This is a genomic window from Thalassolituus oleivorans MIL-1, from assembly GCF_000355675.1.
In the GTDB taxonomy this organism is placed as follows: domain Bacteria; phylum Pseudomonadota; class Gammaproteobacteria; order Pseudomonadales; family Oceanobacteraceae; genus Thalassolituus; species Thalassolituus oleivorans.
The window spans coordinates 2,157,659-2,173,576 of record NC_020888.1 but is presented as its reverse complement, the minus strand read 5'-3'; the positions used below and the strand labels follow the sequence as shown (position 1 = coordinate 2,173,576).

Genomic DNA, 15,918 nt, shown 5'->3' with positions numbered 1-15,918 from the left:
CTGTCCCGAACATACGGACTCACTTTATTCGCTCGTGATATCGTCCTCATCTGCGATCAAATCATCATTGCCGCGCAGTAAGTCTGCATTACCGCCTACCGCGCTGGTATTTATGGTGCGGGTGCGCTCTGTCGCAAAACGCAATAGATAATTAGGCCCGCCGGCTTTCGGTCCTGTTCCTGATAGCCCCATGCCGCCAAAAGGTTGTACCCCAACGACCGCACCAATTTGATCGCGATTCACATAAACATTGCCTACTCGAATACCTCGTTCAATGCGGCTGGCAGTATCGGGATTGCGACTATGAACGCTTAGAGTCAGGCCGAATCCCAAGCTATTAATGTTGCTGATGAGGGTGTTGAGTGATTTTGCACTGTAGCGATAGATATGCAAAATCGGTCCAAAGTGTTCTTCGCGTAGGGCTTCAAAGTCGGTAATTTCATAGGCAACAGGAGTGACGAAGGTGCCTTCTTCAGGGGCTTTGGGTGCCTTGCCGACGCACTTCGCATGTTGCTCTAACCAGCGAATGTGACGCAGTAAATAATGTTGGGCACGGCTATCAATGACTGGGCCCACGTCCGTGCTGAGCGAGAGTGGGTCGCCCACACTCAGTTCTAGCATGGCACCGCTGAGTAGCCTGATTACCTCGTCAGCAATGTCGTCTTGCAGGCAGAGTACACGCAAGGCGGAACAACGTTGACCGGCACTGCCAAAGGCGCTGCGTAACACATCGCGTACTACTTGTTCGGGTAAGGCGGTGGAATCAACTATCATGGCATTTTGACCGCCGGTTTCGGCGATAAAGGGCACCATTGCACCATTGCGCTGTGCCAGTTGCAGGGCAATTTGTCGAGCTGTCTTATGTGATCCTGTAAATGCAACACCGGCTAAATTAATATCGTTAAATGCGGCGCTGCCAATGTCTACACCACTGCCGGGCAGGAATTGTAATAAGTCTTTTGGAATGCCAACTTGATGAGCAATTTCTACGGCGCGCGCAGCAATGAGTGATGTAGCTTCAGCGGGTTTGGCGATGACCGAGTTTCCTGCTGCTAAGGCGGCGGCAATTTGTCCAATAAAAATGGCCAAAGGAAAATTCCAAGGACTAATACATAGCCATACACCGCGACCTTCGTAATACAGCTCATTGCATTCACCGGTTGGCCCAGTGAGCTTATTGGGTTGCGCGAAATGTACATCAATTTGGCGGGCATAATAACGACAAAAATCCACTGCCTCGCGTAATTCATCAATACTGTCTTGTACGGTTTTTCCGGCTTCTAATACACACAGCGTTATAAGCTCAGCGCTGTGGTTTTCGAGCGCGCTGGCGAGCAGCATCAGCCAGGCTTTGCGCTCTTGGTTGGCATAGCGAGGGGCGAGTAAACGCCAGCGCTCAAATCCTGCCGCTCCAGCATTCATGACGGCGGCAATATTATCAGGGTTGAACCACTGGCTGCGACCAATTTGGTATTGCGCTGTGAAAGGAGCGATGACCGGTTTGTCGGCGAGTAGAGCGCCTTTACCTGTGGTTGCGGTAATGGGTCTGGCTTCCCACTGATGACTGCTCCAGCGGCGCATATCATCGAATAATAATTCGCGTTGCAATGAGATATTTAAATTAATCCCATGTGAATTTCGACGATTCTTGCCATATATATCGCAGGGTAAAGGGGTGGCTGGGTTTGCGGAATAATTTAGATCGCGCGCCAGTTCTAATGGCGATCGAGTGAGTGTTTCGGGGGCTACTTCGTCGTCCCATAAGTGATGCACGAATGACGTGTTGGCACCGTTTTCCAATAGTCTTCGCACGAGGTAAGGCAATAATTGCTGATGTTCGCCGACGGGAGCGTAAACTCTAACGGGTTCGTTTCTGCGGGTGTGCCAGTGCGCATAAAGCGCTTCCCCCATGCCATGTAGGCGCTGAAATTCATAACTAGGTGTGGGCTTTAGTGCATCCGCCATATTGGTAATCGCAGCCACTGTTTGGGCGTTGTGGGTAGCAAATTGGGGGGTAAGCCCAGGGGTGTGGCACAGTAAAAAACGTGTACAGGCTAAGTAAGATATATCCGTGTGTGCTTTACGTGTGAAGATCGGATAACCCTCAAGGCCACGTTGTTGGCAAAGCTTGATTTCAGTATCCCAATACGCGCCTTTAACCAGCCTTACTTTGATGTGAGTGTCGTGCTCTAGTGCCAGTTGGTTGAGCCAACCGAGCACGGGTAAAGCGCGTTTGCTATAGGCTTGCACGGCCATGCCAAAACCGCCCCAGCCGATGGCTTCTTGTTCGAATACCGACTGAAAAATACTGAGCGATAGTTCTAAGCGATCGGCTTCTTCAGCGTCCAAGGTGATGGCGACGTTAAGTTGTCTTGCCTCTCTTACTAAGCTTGCTAAGCGTCCTCCTAATTCTGAAATCAGGCGAGGATGTTGGCTTTCTTCATAACGCGGATGAAGGGCCGAAAGTTTAATGGACAATGAGTGTGGGTGGCCGTCGGTCTTTTGACTTGCGGCTATGCGTTGTAGGGCCATTAAGTAGCTATTGGCATAGCTTTCGGCGTCGTCCTCTGTCATCGCGGCTTCGCCAAGCATATCGAATGAGTAACATATTTTATCCGATGCCATACGGCCTGCATTGCTAAGGGCTTGATCGATGGTATGGCCTACGACAAATTGGTCTCCTAAAAGCTGCATAGCTCGTTGCAGCGCAGCGCGAACAAAAGGTTCACCTGAGTGGCCGACAAGCTGCTCGAAGATAGTTCGGCTACGTTGACTTGGATCGTCATTGTGATCTTGGCTCCAGCTAGCGAATGTGGCACCTGCTATGAGCCCTCGGGTCGCCATATTGACCCAAAAAGAATCTGAGTGACCTAAGTGCTGCTTCCAGTTCACATGGCTCATTTCTGCCCGAATAAGTGCATCACGGGTGCGTCGATCTGGAATGCGTAACAAGGCTTCGGCCAGCACCATAAGGGTTAAGCCCTCTTGGCTACTCAGGCTATATTCCTGCATAAAACGTTCGAATAAGGGCAGGTGTTCACGCTGTGCTCTGAGCTCGTGAACTAAAGTAGCCGCTTGCAGGCTGGCTTGATGTACTTGTTGCGAGGGAACGGAGGCGGCTAGTGATCTCACCCAACTGGTTTCGTCAGGGGCATAAAGGTGACGAATGTGTTGAAACCACTGACTGCAACTTAAGGAAGCATAAGAACCGTTAACGATGGCATCGGGTTGTAATGTCTCAAGCATGCAATTGCTCCTGCGCTGGGTCTTGTCAGTATGATCTTAGGGCGACACGGATAGCGAGCAGCCTGTCGCATTCCTTTGCGATCACGATAATCTGACAGGTTAGATACATTATAGGTCTATTGAGAGGTGTTGCTGGTTTCGATGCAACTCGGTTTCTGATGGCGGGAATAATGTGCATAATACGGGCATTGAAATTTGATCTGGAGTGCGTCGTTTGAATATTTTGTTGATCGTGGTGATTGCTGCTTTGCTTGTTTATGGCTTAATGCGCGCAGGTGTTGGTGGTAAAGGTGCGGCGGCAACCGCGGCAGAAGGTGAGGCTTTTTTGGCCGAAAATCGCGATAAGCACGGTGTCACTGAAACCAGTTCAGGACTGCAGTACGAGGTACTCAAGCAAGGGCATGGTGATCGTCATCCTACGGCTTCCGACAAAGTGCTGGTGCATTATCATGGCACGTTACTGAACGGTAATGTTTTTGATAGCTCGGTTAAACGTGGTGAGCCGATTGCGTTTGGCTTAAATCAAGTGATTCCTGGTTGGACCGAAGGTGTTCAGCTCATGACCGTTGGTGAAAAAACACGTTTTTATGTACCGGCAAATTTAGCATACGGCAGCCGTCGCGTTGGTGATATTCCTGCGGGGTCGTTATTAATTTTTGATGTCGAATTGCTCGAAATTCAAAGCTAGATCTATTGCATCTCGAATATAAGGTTGTTGCCAATGTGGAAGGCATTTAAAGCTCAGTTAGCGCGTTGGCTGGGCTTATCTTCGGAGGTGGCTTTGCCTGAATGGCAAGCCTCTTGGTCGCAGTTTTTATCTCAGCATGTTGCCTTTTATCGGCACCTTTCTCTTGATGATCAGCGTTTGTTTGAGCAACGTTGTTTATTATTTTTAGCCACCACTCCGGTGATTGGCGGCGTTGCCGTTGATGTCACGGATGATGATCGTTTGCTGGTGGCCGCCAGTGCCGTGATTCCGGTTTGGGGCTTTCCGCATTGGCATTACGTTAATTTAAAAGGCGTATTTCTACTGCCAAGCCGTTTTAATGAACACTTTGAATGCGGCGGTCCCGATGCGCTGATTTCCGGCATGGTGGGTACAGGCCCTATGGCCGGTAAGATGGCCTTAAGTAAACCGGATTTACATCTCGGTTTTAATAATGACCGCGACAAACATAATGTCGGCATTCATGAATTTGTGCATTTGGTCGATATGGCCGATGGTGCTTGTGATGGCTTTCCTGAGCGGTTATCTGAGTTTGCGGTGAGCTTGCCTTGGTTGAGTTTTGTGCAGCAAAAAATTCGCGAAGTAGAACTGAATAATTCCAATATTCGTGATTATGCGGCGACCAATTCGGCGGAGTTTTTTGCTGTGGCTTCGGAGTATTTTTTTGAACGGCCGAAAATGCTGCAGCAGAAGCATCCGAAGCTGTATCAATACTTAACCGATTTTTATCAGCAGAATATGGCTGAAATGCAGAGCGACTTACAGCCCTTTAAAAACAGTCCTTGCCCATGTGGTAGCGGTAAAAAATATAAGCGTTGCTGCATGAAAAAAGCCTAGCAATTTCTTGTTAGGCTCTCTTATTAGGCAGTTCTGTACTTTTACTACAACGATATCTAGCGAATCAGTCAATACTGCGCTTGGTTATATTCTTACGGCCAGCAAATAACGAGTTACCATTATTCTCGGCAGAGCGATCGCCACCGGCTTTTTTGCGTTCACCAGTACCGGTATTACGCGGCGGCGTCGCTTTATTGCTACGACGTTTGTTGGCTTTTTTACCCAGCGGTTGTTCTTCTTTGCGCTTGCGGCTTTTAGGCGCGCTATCGGGCACGCGGTGATTCGGTACGTGGCCAATTAAATCTTTGCGCGGCAGTATGCGGCCAATCAGTTGTTCGATCTCGCTGAGCGTATCAATTTCGTGCGCCGCCACTAATGAAATCGCCACGCCTTTTTCACCAGCACGACCGGTACGACCAATACGGTGAATATAATCTTCGGCCACTGGCGGGAGATCGTGGTTAACCACTGCTGGTAGGTTTGCAATATCTAAACCGCGAGCCGCGATGTCGGTAGCAACTAATATCGGTAATTTATGCGTTTTAAAGGCATTTAAAATACGATTGCGTTCGCTTTGGTGTTTATCACCATGTAATGCTTCGGCTTTAAAGCCTTCTTCTTTTAATTGCTCTAATAAAACATTAGCACCGGCTTTGGTCTTAGTAAAAATCAGCACTTGTGACCATTTATTTTCGCGCAGCAGGGTGATGGTCGCGTTGCCTTTATCGGTATGATCTACTGGCACTAGCCATTGCTTAACATCAATGCTGGTGCGGTTTGCTTGAGCCTGACCGAGTGCGGTGGCATTGGGCATGATCATAGCGGCCAGTTCACGTACTGGCTCGCTTGATGTCGCGGAGAACATCAGATTTTGGCGGGTGGCCGGTAAGCGTTTAATAATCAGCTGTAAGTCATCGGCAAAGCCCATATCTAATAGGCGATCAGCTTCATCCAAAATCAAACACTGCAATGCTTCAAAATCGAGGATGCGGTTATTCATCAGCTCGTATAAACGACCTGGCGTCGCGACAACAATGTCGCAGCCTTTGAGTGCGTCTTGACGCTGGCGTGCGTTATCTTGCCCGCCACAAAGCATGAGTACTTTTTGATCGGTTAACTTGCCGTATTGATTTAGGCTGGCTTCGAGCTGTTGTGCTAGTTCACGCGTGGGCGCAATGACCAACACTCGCGGTAAGGCTTTATCGTATTCATTCAACGGACGCGGGTGTTGCGCCATCAGTTGTAATACCGGCAATACGAAGGCGGCTGTTTTGCCGGTTCCGGTAGGTGCTGCAGCCATTAAATCTTTACCGGCAAGCACCAAAGGAATGGCAGCTAGCTGAATCGGTGTAGGGGATTCGTATTTTAATTGCGCTAAACGTTGTAGTAGCAGCGGGTGTGTTAGTAGGTTTGAAAACGTTGCCATAGCTGAGTCTCAGTGTTTCGCGGCTTGCAAAACAGTTGGTTGAATTTCAATGCTACGATCCGTATTCCCTAACCATAAGGTAGCGTCTTGGATGCTTGCCTGTAAGCGCATGGTGCGCTGGGCTAGGGTATCCAACTGTTCTATTGCTGTTGGGTTCAGCGCAATGACCGCTAAGTTATCAAAGCGGCTGCATTTTTGTTGGTTTTGCTGCCACCAGATATCGAAAGCATTGCCATGATAACCATAGAGGATGACTTGGCGCGAACGACTGCAGGCTTTGCGCAGGCGTTTTTCATCCGGACAGCCGAGTTCAATCCAAAGCTCGATCTCATCCGATAGGCTTTTTTGCCAAAGATCTGGCTCATCATCCGTGCTCAGACCTTTAGTAAACTCTAAACTTTCAGAAGCATTTAATACGAAGGCGGCAATACGAACCATCATACGTTCGGTGGTTTCCGACGGATGTTGTGCCAGAGTTAAGTTATAGGTCTGATAATGATGACGATCCATATCAGAGACGGATAACTCCGCTTTGTAGATGGTTGCTTTAATAGCCATGAAACTTTGCCGATGCTGAATAGGGGTTGAGCGAGAGCGGGTACTCTACTGCTTTTCTGGCATGACGCAACGCTTATCCTTACTTGTCGGAAACTTTATCTAATTTAAGTGTTCATATTTGATAGATAGTGGCCTATATTGTCATTAATAATTCATATGTGAATATTTATGGAATACTCATCAGTTAGTAATTTAGTCGTGCTAGAGCAGTTGGGTGAGCGTTTTCGCAGTGCTCGTTTAAGCCGGAACTTAACTCAAGCGCAGTTGGCTGAGGCATCGGGCGTCAGCTTGTCGACGCTAAGGCGTTTGGAGAGCGGGGCGGATAACGTCAGCTTAATGAATATTATTGCCTTAATGCGCGCCCTGGGTGTGGTCGATCAACTCGAATTGTTACTACCGCCTCAGCCTCCTAGTCCTATGGCGAGCTTGCAGAATAGCGGTGCAGGGCCGCAAGTCGATAACGGCAGCGAGCGGCAGCGTGCATCTGGCAGCCGTCAGGTAGCCGAAGATAAGGGCACTTGGACATGGGGCGATGACGCGTGATTTCTGTGGCAGAAGTGCGTCTCTGGGGTATAACCATTGGTGCTGTGCAATGGGATGCGCAGCGTCAGCTTGGTTTCTTTGAATACGCTAAGCCTTTTTTACGCTCGGGCATTCAGCTTTCGCCATTGCATATGCCGCTGGGTGCCGGCGTGTTTTCATTTCCTGCTTTGAATAAAGAATCGTACAAGGGTTTGCCAGGTATGTTGGCGGACTCTTTGCCTGATAAATTCGGTAATTTACTGATAGATCAGTGGTTAGTGAGTCAGAATCGCGAACCGGGCAGTTTTAACCCGGTGGAACGTCTTTTATATATGGGCATACGTGGTATGGGCGCGCTTGAGTATTTACCAGAAACTCCACGCACTCGCATTCCTGATCAGCAATTAGAAATGACTAAACTGGTGGATTTGGCTAATCGAGCCCTAGCTCAAAAGGATAGCTTGGCTGCTAAGTTTGGTTATTCTGCCAATGACTCTATGGCCGATACTCAAGCCTTGCAGCAGATTATTTCTGTGGGTACGTCGGCTGGTGGTGCTCGCGCTAAAGCCGTGATTGCATGGAATGAGGCAACTCATGAAGTTCGCTCTGGGCAATTGGATTGTCCTGAGGGTTTTGAGCATTATTTGTTGAAGTTCGATGGTGTGCAGGGTAACCGTGATAAAGAGTTGAATGATCCACAAGGGTTTACTCGTATCGAATATGCCTACTCGCAAATGGCTAAAGCCGCTGGGATCGACATGATGCCGTGTCAGTTGTTAGAAGAAAACGGGCGCGCGCACTTTCTAACAAAACGCTTTGATCGAATTGGCGGCAAAGATAAATTGCACATGCAAACGCTCTGTGGTGTTGCGCACTTCGATTTTAATATGGCGGGTGCGTATTCTTATGAGCAAGCGTTTCGGGTGATGCGCCAAATGGGCTTGCAGGATTTGCATCTAGCGCTTGAGCAGCAATTTCGTCGTATGGTGTTTAACGTTATGGCACGTAATCAGGACGACCATACGAAAAATATCGCCTTCTTAATGAATAAGCGCGGTGAATGGCGCTTGTCTCCCGCTTATGATGTGACCTATTCGTATAATCCGAGCGGCGAGTGGACATCGAGTCATCAAATGAGTGTTAACGGCAAACGCGATGGATTTGTGCTGGATGATCTGCTTGCTTGTGGCGCGATGGCGGATGTCAGTGAGCGCCGTGTTAGAGCGATAGTGGGTGAAGTGGCGGAGGTATTAAAAACTTGGTCTCAATATGCTGACGATGCGGGTATTGAGGCAAGTTGGGCGACTAAGATTGGCGCCAGCTTCCGTAAAATATAAGTGATCATATATGAGCGTTTATCGGTTTTTATTTCGATAAGTGCTCATATTTGATTGTTTGTGTTCTTGTTTAGGTGTTATCACGAGCCCATAGTTCTAGCATCAAACGTACGCGTTCGTCGCAAGGCTGGTGGCTGAAATCAAGATCCTCATACAGCTCAGTAATGCCGCTAGCATTGCTGATCTCGTCACTTAAACGACCAATTTCCATACTCACTTCGCGACCGCAGCTGTCATAGAGTTTATCGAGCAACTGAGTTACTCGCTCCATATCCTCGGCGATAAGGAAGGGTTGTTCTAGGTCGTGTTCTAGTTCGCGAATAACCGACCAGCCCGTTTCTCCGCGCTGGAACAGGGTGTCTTGAGTGATGCCGTGCAGATCTTCTAATGCGTAGTCCCAGTCTTCCCAATCGTCCTCTGGTTGGACAAGTGTTGTTTTGATTGAGCCATCATCGAGTGACCAAGCAATCGCAATTGGGTGCGCTTCCTCTTCATAAGAGCTGCCATCAATCGCGATAAAGTGTGGATACTTCACAATAATTTCTGCCTCTCAACTCGTTCATGGAGGCAGGAATTTATAGGCAACGTTGGCGTTTGGCAAGTCGCTCGCAAGTTCGGTCGGCTGGGTGCAGATACAAGCTTGCCTGTTCTGCGCTAACGGGGTGACCGTAATAATAGCCTTGTGCAAGATCGCAACCATTGCGAATAAGGAAATCCGCCTGCTCGGCATTTTCGATACCTTCGGCGACAATTAACATATCTAGGTTTTTACCTAAGGTGATAATCGAAGCGGCAATGGCTTGGTCGGCGCTGCTTGAACTGAGGTCTTTGACGAAGGTTCGATCAATTTTAATCGCGTCGACAGGAAGATTTTTAAGATAATTTAGTGAGGAGAAGCCCGTACCAAAATCATCCAGATAGATAAATATACCGTTTTCACGGAAGTATTCGAGTACCGCGCGGGCATGACTTAAGTCTTGCATCAACAAGCTTTCGGTTATTTCTATCGAAATAAGCTCCACGGGAACGTTCATGTCGCGAATGATTTGTATAATTTCGTAGTGAAAGTTTGGAATTAAAAACTGCCGTGGCGAGATATTAATACTGATGTTGGCACTATAGCCTTGGTCGTACCAGTCTTTGGCTTGCAAGCACGCTTGTTGCAAAATCCAATAGCCTATTCGCCCAATCATGCCGGCATCTTCGGCTATATGAATAAAGCTCTCTGGTGAGATAAATCCGCCATTAGCTTGAGGCCAACGAAGTAGGGCTTCAAAACTGTGAAGATGGCCAGTTTCCATACCATCGGGCAGATCGCGCAAGCAAACTTTTGGTTGATAAAATAGTTCTAGCTGGTTCTTTTCTAGGGCACTACGGAGGTTGGTTTCTAATGACATGCGTTGCAGTGCAATGCGCTCAAGGGCAGGGGTAAAAAAGTGGAAGCAATTCTTGCCGTTAGCTTTGGCGCGGTACATGGCAATATCGGCGTTACGCATTAATATCCCCGAGTCTTCGCCATCGGTTGGATACATAGCGATTCCCATTGAGGCACCGATAACAAATTCACGTCGATCAAGTCGAATAGGTTCGTAAAGCGTTTTTAGTACACCTTCAGCTAGTGTTAGGACATCTTCATGCCCTTCAACTTGTTCGAATATCACCACAAACTCATCACCGCCAACGCGAGCTAACGTATCTTGTTTTCTGAGGTTCGCTTGCAAACGTGCGGATACTTCTTTTAGTAATTCGTCACCATGGTTATGGCCAAGACTATCGTTAATGGTTTTAAAGCCATCAAGGTCTAGGTAGCACAGTGCAAAACGTCGATGCTTGCGCTGAGATGTTGCAATGGCCTGTTCTAGGCGCTCTTGCAAACGTACGCGATTTGGCAGGCCTGTCAGACTATCGTGGTACGCCTGAAAGGTAATGGTGGCCTCTTTTTCGTATATCTCACTGATATCGCGCAGCATCCATATTAATCCCGCGACGCTGTGGCGGCAGGCGTAGACCTCTAACCAGCGGCCATCTTTCAGGCGATAGACTTCGTGGCTATCGCTGCCAAGCGCACTCAATGCATCTACTTGTTTGTATAGTAAGCTCGGGTTAGTCGCGAGACTTAGGAAATTACGAAATAAATCGACGCCAGACATAGTGCTCATACGCTCTTGGTCGAGCATTACTAACTCTATGTAGCGACTATTGAAAGCAATAGGAGCATCATCTTGTCCAACAACTAACACACCTTCCTTTGAGGCGTTTAATGTCGCATTTAAAATTTCGTATGAGTGTGCAAGGTTTCCCTGCGCTTGGCGCTGGTTTTCGATATTGCGAATAAGGCTATCATTGCGTTCTATTAAAGTGCGCGCACTCATTTCTAGCGATTCTTCAAGCTGAGCACGCTCCAGCTCGTTGGCACTATAGGTATTACTGATGCAGGCCAGCAGGGCGGACATATCGTCACTGAGTGGCGCATCTCCCGAAATGAATTTCTGTACTTGTTGTTTCAGAAGCTGGTGCATGAGGTGGTAAAACCTTCTTTGCTAATGGCCCAAGTCGTTATGCTCGGGCTTATTTTTATTATTGGTACTCATTTGATGAGGTATCGTCCTCATCGGCTCTTCGATTATGAAGGGCGAATATCTGCTTCGGGCCGTATCAGACTGTCTAAAGTATTAATTACTTCGGCCTAATCGGCATCATTTTCAACTGCTTCCTACAAGAATGCCCTTTGTGATTTATTAAAGAAAGACATTTGATGGATATAGATCTCATCCCCTACGGGCTTATGTCGTTCAATAAATCCAGCGATGTGTCATCGTTGGAAGGCAATCCTAATTGGTCAAACAAACAATTGAGTGTGTGAATGGGTTGTTCCATTTTCAAACCCTCTCTTGCTTGAGTGTTCGATCATTCTAACAGGTCTGCGGATCAGTTTGCGAACTGGCCTCTTTGGAGTCATGGCGCCCCATGTCTCGTAAGTGGCGATAATGCCCAGCTAATGCGGCCCAGAGCGTAGGATAACTACGTAATTCGTACCCTAACTCTTTTGCGCGTTCTTCAATTAATGGGTGAAGAGCTGGATAGTGAACATGGCTGATTCGTGGGAATAAATGATGTTCTGCTTGGAAATTTAAACCGCCTAATGCCCAAGTTAAGAAACGATTATTAGTAGCGAAATCCACTGTTGTACGCATTTGGTGTACTGCCCATTCGTCTTGCAAAGCGTCGTTTTCATCTGGGCGAGGGAATTCTGCTTTGTCGACTACATGAGCCAGTTGGAAGACAACTGCGAATAAAAAGCCTAATGCTGCGTGCATAATCAGGAAACCCCAGATAACTTGCTCTGTCGTCATCACCATGGCGGGAAGTACCAGATATATGCATAAGTAAGCCGCTTTAGATATCCAAAATTCAGCGTGATCACCAAATGACATTGGCTGGCTATAGGCGCGTTTAGCTATTTTTTGGCTTTTATAGGCTTTGAAGTCCAGAGCAAAAAACCAAAACAAGGTTGTGATGAGGTACAAAAACCACACGTATATGTGCTGAAAGCGATGGAAGGGGCGGCGTTGTTGGTGCGGGCTCATGCGAAATAGGCCTAGTGCGTCAATATCTTCATCGGCTTCATCGACATTGGTAAAGGCATGGTGATTGCGATTGTGCTTCTGAGCCCAGTAGAAGCGATTGCTGCCAATCAAATTGAACGTCAATGCCATAAGACGATTGAGTTTGCGCGATGAACTGAAAGAGTCGTGTGCGCCATCGTGCATGATGTTAAAACCAACTAACGCGGTAGCAACACCGTGCAGCAGCCAAGCAGCCATGGCCCAATTACCTGGCAACCAATACAGCGCAGAGTAGGAAAATGCATACATAGCCAGAATGACTAAAGCTTTATTGTGTAATCTTCTATCGCCCGTTTTATTAAGCCCAACTGCTTTGAAATAGCCATTTGTTAGGGCTGATAGCTGCTGATATACAGGACGCTGTCCGCTAGGGAAGTGAATATTACTCATTATATCTCTTATTCTTTTTTATGGTGAGTTAGTGCCATAGGCTGGCTTCATAATACGATATTAGACGCACAGCGCCACAAATATGTCGTAATGTTGCTGTGATTTAGTTACGCAGTGTTACCCGACTGTGCTCTAGATCACACTATCAAGCACTTTTTTGTGTCTGCTTACGAAATGTACGGGGAGACATACCTAGCCAGCGGCGAAACGCCCGGCCGAAGTTGGAGGGATCGTTGTAGCCAAGCTGATGAGCAATCTCTTCGACACTAATGCGCGTATTTTGCAGTAAGTGCATTGCTTGCTCACGCCGTGCTTCATCGACAATGTTTTGATACGTCGTATTCAGCTGCGCTAGCTTGCGGTTAATTGTTCGCGGGCTGGAGTTTAAAGTTGATGCCATCACGGTCAATGTTGGAAATGCGTCCATTTTTTCCAACTGGCGTCGAATGCGTGTTACTAAATCCTGCCCACTATCGAGCTCTGACAATAATTTTTCACATTCAGTTTCAGCCATACGTCGCGCAGTGTTGTTTGCTGTCGAGACTTTGACGTCAAGTAAGCTGCGTGGAATGCAGAGTTGGTTATGTGCTTGCTGCAAATACACCGGCAATCCCAATAATCCTTCGTAACAGGACACAGGGCGCACAGGTTTTTCAGTTAGGCGCACAATGGCATTTAATTCCTGTTCGCCGCGAGTGAGAAAGCGGGCAATCGTCACGAAGGTTGAAATGATGTTGTGAACGACAAATGAGAAAGTCGTTGGCATGGCTGCTAAACGGTTGATTTGAATAATCGCTGAGTCATCGTCGTGGATAAATCGAATATCAGCCAGCAGAGTGCGAGTGCGGGCGTAACGAATTGCAAGAGATAGAGCTTGCCCAAGATTGTCGCTGGCCATAATGGCGAATCCTAAGAAGCCATGGCTAGAAATGCTCATGCGTTTGCCATGCTCAAGACCTAGCAAAGGATCGCCACTCAAAATCAGCGCATTTTCAATGACCTTGTGGTATTGCAACGGTGAAATAAACTCATCCGGAGAGGCTAGCGATTTAACAGACAAGCCAGTGCCTTGCGATAACTGCGCAGTATTTATACCTTGTTGGGCCAGTAGGTCGATTAACTGGGACAGGTATTCAGTTGAAATAAAGGCGCGTGATGCGGCACTAATGCTGCTGCTCGACATAGAAAACGTTAAAACTCCAAAGTTCCGTGGCGTTATATGACCAGAATCATGTCACGAAATCCACTGTTACTTAGATGTCCTTTCCGTCATAGTCTTGTCATTAAAAAAACAATGACACAAGTCTATGAGGAGCAACCGACGTGGAAGCACAATTCTGGAATGGTAAAAGAGCCCCTGGCGTAAGCGATACTATTAATTTGGATGAGTACGATTCCGTTGTAGAGGTGATCGAGAGCGCTTTCAAACGTTACGCTGATCGTCCTGCATTCACCAGCATAGGTCACACACTGAGTTACCGTGATATTGACAATTATAGCGCGGCTTTCGCTTCTTACCTGCAAAATCACACCACACTGAAAGCGGGTGATCGTATTGCGATCCAAATGCCTAACATTCTGCAATTTCCAATTGCTATGTATGGTGCTCTGCGTGCAGGCATGGTGGTCGTAAATACGAACCCGCTGTATACCGAACGTGAGATGTTGCATCAATTCAACGATTCGGGTGCGAAAGCCTTGGTGTGTATGGACGTGTTTGCGCGTTCTGTACAAAACGTATTGAAAGATACCGGTTTGAAGCACGTCATTGTTACCAGCTTGGCCGATATGTTGCCGCAGCCAAAGCGTACTTTGATCAACTTTGCCGCGAAGCATGTTAAGAAAATGGTCCCTGGCTACAGCCTACCTGACGCTATTGGCTTCCGTAAAACGCTTAAGTTGGGTGCGCGTGCAGGCCGTTATCGTGCAGAACACTTGATTGGCTCACAGCAAACCATCATTTTGCAGTATACCGGTGGTACTACGGGCGTTGCCAAAGGTGCAGAATTAACCAATCAGAATTTGATCGCTAACATGCAGCAAGCGCGTTCGTTGCTGATGCAAATTGATGCCAGTGGTAAACCAATTAAGCCAGAGGGCGGTGCGAAGGTGGTTGCGCCGTTACCTCTTTATCATATCTATGCATTTACTGTGCATTTGATGGCCCTATTTGAGATGGGTGATCAAAGTATTCTTATCGCTAATCCGCGTGATACAGGCATGTTTGTGCGTATGATTAAACCTCATAAGCTGACCGGCTTTGTTGGTTTGAATACCTTGTTTGTATCCTTGATGAACCACCCAGAATTCAAAAACTGTGACTTTAGTGAGCTTAAACTGACTTTGTCTGGTGGTACCGCGCTGGTGGCTGATACCGCTAAACGTTGGAAAGAACTGACGGGTAGTGGCATCTCTGAAGGTTACGGCTTAACCGAGTGTTCGCCTGTGGTGTGCGTTAACCCGACCGGTGGTTTGGAGCGCTTGGGTACCGTTGGTCAGCCAGTTCCTGGTACGGCATTAAAATGCATTGATGACCAAGGTAATGAAGTGGCGATCGGTGAACGCGGCGAATTGTGTGTCAAAGGCCCACAAGTTATGAAGGGTTACTGGAATCGTCCAGAATCTACTGCTGAATCATTTACCCCTGATGGTCAATGGCTGCGTACTGGCGACGTCGCTGTTATTGATGAAGACGGTTTCGTAAAAATTGTTGATCGTATTAAAGATATGGTTTTGGTTTCTGGCTTTAACGTTTATCCAAATGAGATTGAAGACGTAGTTGCAACGCATCCTGGGGTTGAAAACTGTGCGGTTATTGGTGTTCCAGATGTGAAGACAGGAGAAGCTGTTAAGCTCTTTGTTGTCGCTATCGATAAGAACCTCACTGCAGACGATATTATGGCCCATTGCCGTTTGAGCCTCACAGGTTACAAGCTGCCCCGCCATATTGAATTCCGCGACGAGTTACCAATGACACCTGTCGGTAAAATTTTACGTCGCGAGTTGAAAGACGAAGAAGCGGCGAAGCGCACTAAAGAAGCGACGCCAGCCTAACGCTATCACGGCTCAAATCGTCATAGTGCAATTCAAGCGCCCGCCATACACTGGCGGGCGTTTTGCTTTTGGTCGATAGTTTTACGATTCTTAGTAAATTCACCCATTTGACGCCTATATAAGGCAGTCTAGCCAATGGCTAGGCGGCTTTCGGCTGTAAGAATGCCAACGTTTACACCTCCATAAGAAGAGATG

The 15,918-nt window shown here is 47.6% G+C and carries 12 protein-coding genes; 5 read left to right on the top strand and 7 right to left on the bottom strand.

Going from position 1 to position 15,918, the window contains the following annotated elements:
• Window positions 1-24: 24 nt before the first annotated feature.
• Entirely contained in the window at window positions 25-3,246 is a 3,222-nt protein-coding gene (gene putA / locus TOL_RS09880) for a bifunctional proline dehydrogenase/L-glutamate gamma-semialdehyde dehydrogenase PutA (RefSeq protein WP_015487179.1), read from the bottom strand.
• Window positions 3,247-3,460: 214 nt separating this feature from the next.
• Here putA and TOL_RS09875 point away from each other — a divergent pair, with 214 nt between their 5' ends.
• Together TOL_RS09875 and TOL_RS09870 are read left to right on the top strand one after the other, a co-directional pair.
• Window positions 3,461-3,934: a BamJ family beta-barrel-assembly machinery protein gene (locus tag TOL_RS09875; RefSeq protein ID WP_015487178.1), complete on the top strand. Its 474-nt coding sequence runs from the start codon at window positions 3,461-3,463 to the stop codon at window positions 3,932-3,934.
• Window positions 3,935-3,967: 33 nt separating this feature from the next.
• A complete protein-coding gene (locus tag TOL_RS09870) occupies window positions 3,968-4,810 on the top strand; it encodes a zinc-dependent peptidase (protein WP_015487177.1) in 843 nt (280 codons plus the stop codon).
• A 64-nt stretch (window positions 4,811-4,874) separates the two neighbouring features.
• Here the strand turns inward: TOL_RS09870 and TOL_RS09865 are convergent, their stop codons facing one another.
• Both TOL_RS09865 and TOL_RS09860 read right to left on the bottom strand, forming a co-directional pair.
• Window positions 4,875-6,236, bottom strand: coding sequence for a DEAD/DEAH box helicase (locus TOL_RS09865; RefSeq protein WP_015487176.1), 1,362 nt, complete (start codon window positions 6,234-6,236; stop codon window positions 4,875-4,877).
• Between the two features lie 9 nt (window positions 6,237-6,245).
• Complete coding sequence (locus TOL_RS09860) at window positions 6,246-6,794, bottom strand: YaeQ family protein (RefSeq protein ID WP_015487175.1); 549 nt, start codon at window positions 6,792-6,794, stop codon at window positions 6,246-6,248.
• Window positions 6,795-6,962: 168 nt separating this feature from the next.
• Between TOL_RS09860 and TOL_RS09855 the strand changes: the two genes are divergently transcribed.
• Both TOL_RS09855 and TOL_RS09850 read left to right on the top strand, forming a co-directional pair.
• Window positions 6,963-7,337: a helix-turn-helix domain-containing protein gene (locus tag TOL_RS09855; protein WP_015487174.1), complete on the top strand. Its 375-nt coding sequence runs from the start codon at window positions 6,963-6,965 to the stop codon at window positions 7,335-7,337.
• The gene (locus TOL_RS09850; RefSeq protein WP_015487173.1) at window positions 7,334-8,653 is read left to right on the top strand and encodes a type II toxin-antitoxin system HipA family toxin; all 1,320 of its coding nucleotides are present in this window, start codon (window positions 7,334-7,336) and stop codon (window positions 8,651-8,653) included. Before TOL_RS09855 ends, TOL_RS09850 begins: the two co-directional genes overlap by 4 nt.
• A 70-nt stretch (window positions 8,654-8,723) precedes the next feature.
• On the opposite strand, the gene TOL_RS18360 is transcribed toward TOL_RS09850, so the two are convergent.
• The 4 genes from TOL_RS18360 to TOL_RS09830 form a co-directional block, all read right to left on the bottom strand.
• Window positions 8,724-9,188, bottom strand: coding sequence for a hypothetical protein (locus TOL_RS18360; RefSeq protein ID WP_015487172.1), 465 nt, complete (start codon window positions 9,186-9,188; stop codon window positions 8,724-8,726).
• A gap of 40 nt (window positions 9,189-9,228) precedes the next feature.
• Window positions 9,229-11,172 (bottom strand): putative bifunctional diguanylate cyclase/phosphodiesterase, encoded by a 1,944-nt coding sequence (locus TOL_RS09840; RefSeq protein ID WP_015487171.1) that lies wholly within the window; start codon window positions 11,170-11,172, stop codon window positions 9,229-9,231.
• Between the two features lie 393 nt (window positions 11,173-11,565).
• On the bottom strand, window positions 11,566-12,669 hold the full coding sequence (locus tag TOL_RS09835) for a fatty acid desaturase family protein (protein ID WP_015487169.1): 1,104 nt from the start codon (window positions 12,667-12,669) through the stop codon (window positions 11,566-11,568).
• A gap of 145 nt (window positions 12,670-12,814) precedes the next feature.
• Window positions 12,815-13,852, bottom strand: coding sequence for an AraC family transcriptional regulator (locus TOL_RS09830; protein ID WP_015487168.1), 1,038 nt, complete (start codon window positions 13,850-13,852; stop codon window positions 12,815-12,817).
• Window positions 13,853-13,992: 140 nt separating this feature from the next.
• On the opposite strand from TOL_RS09830, the gene TOL_RS09825 reads away from it, so the two are divergent.
• On the top strand, window positions 13,993-15,723 hold the full coding sequence (locus TOL_RS09825) for a long-chain-fatty-acid--CoA ligase (protein ID WP_015487167.1): 1,731 nt from the start codon (window positions 13,993-13,995) through the stop codon (window positions 15,721-15,723).
• Window positions 15,724-15,918: the final 195 nt, after the last annotated feature.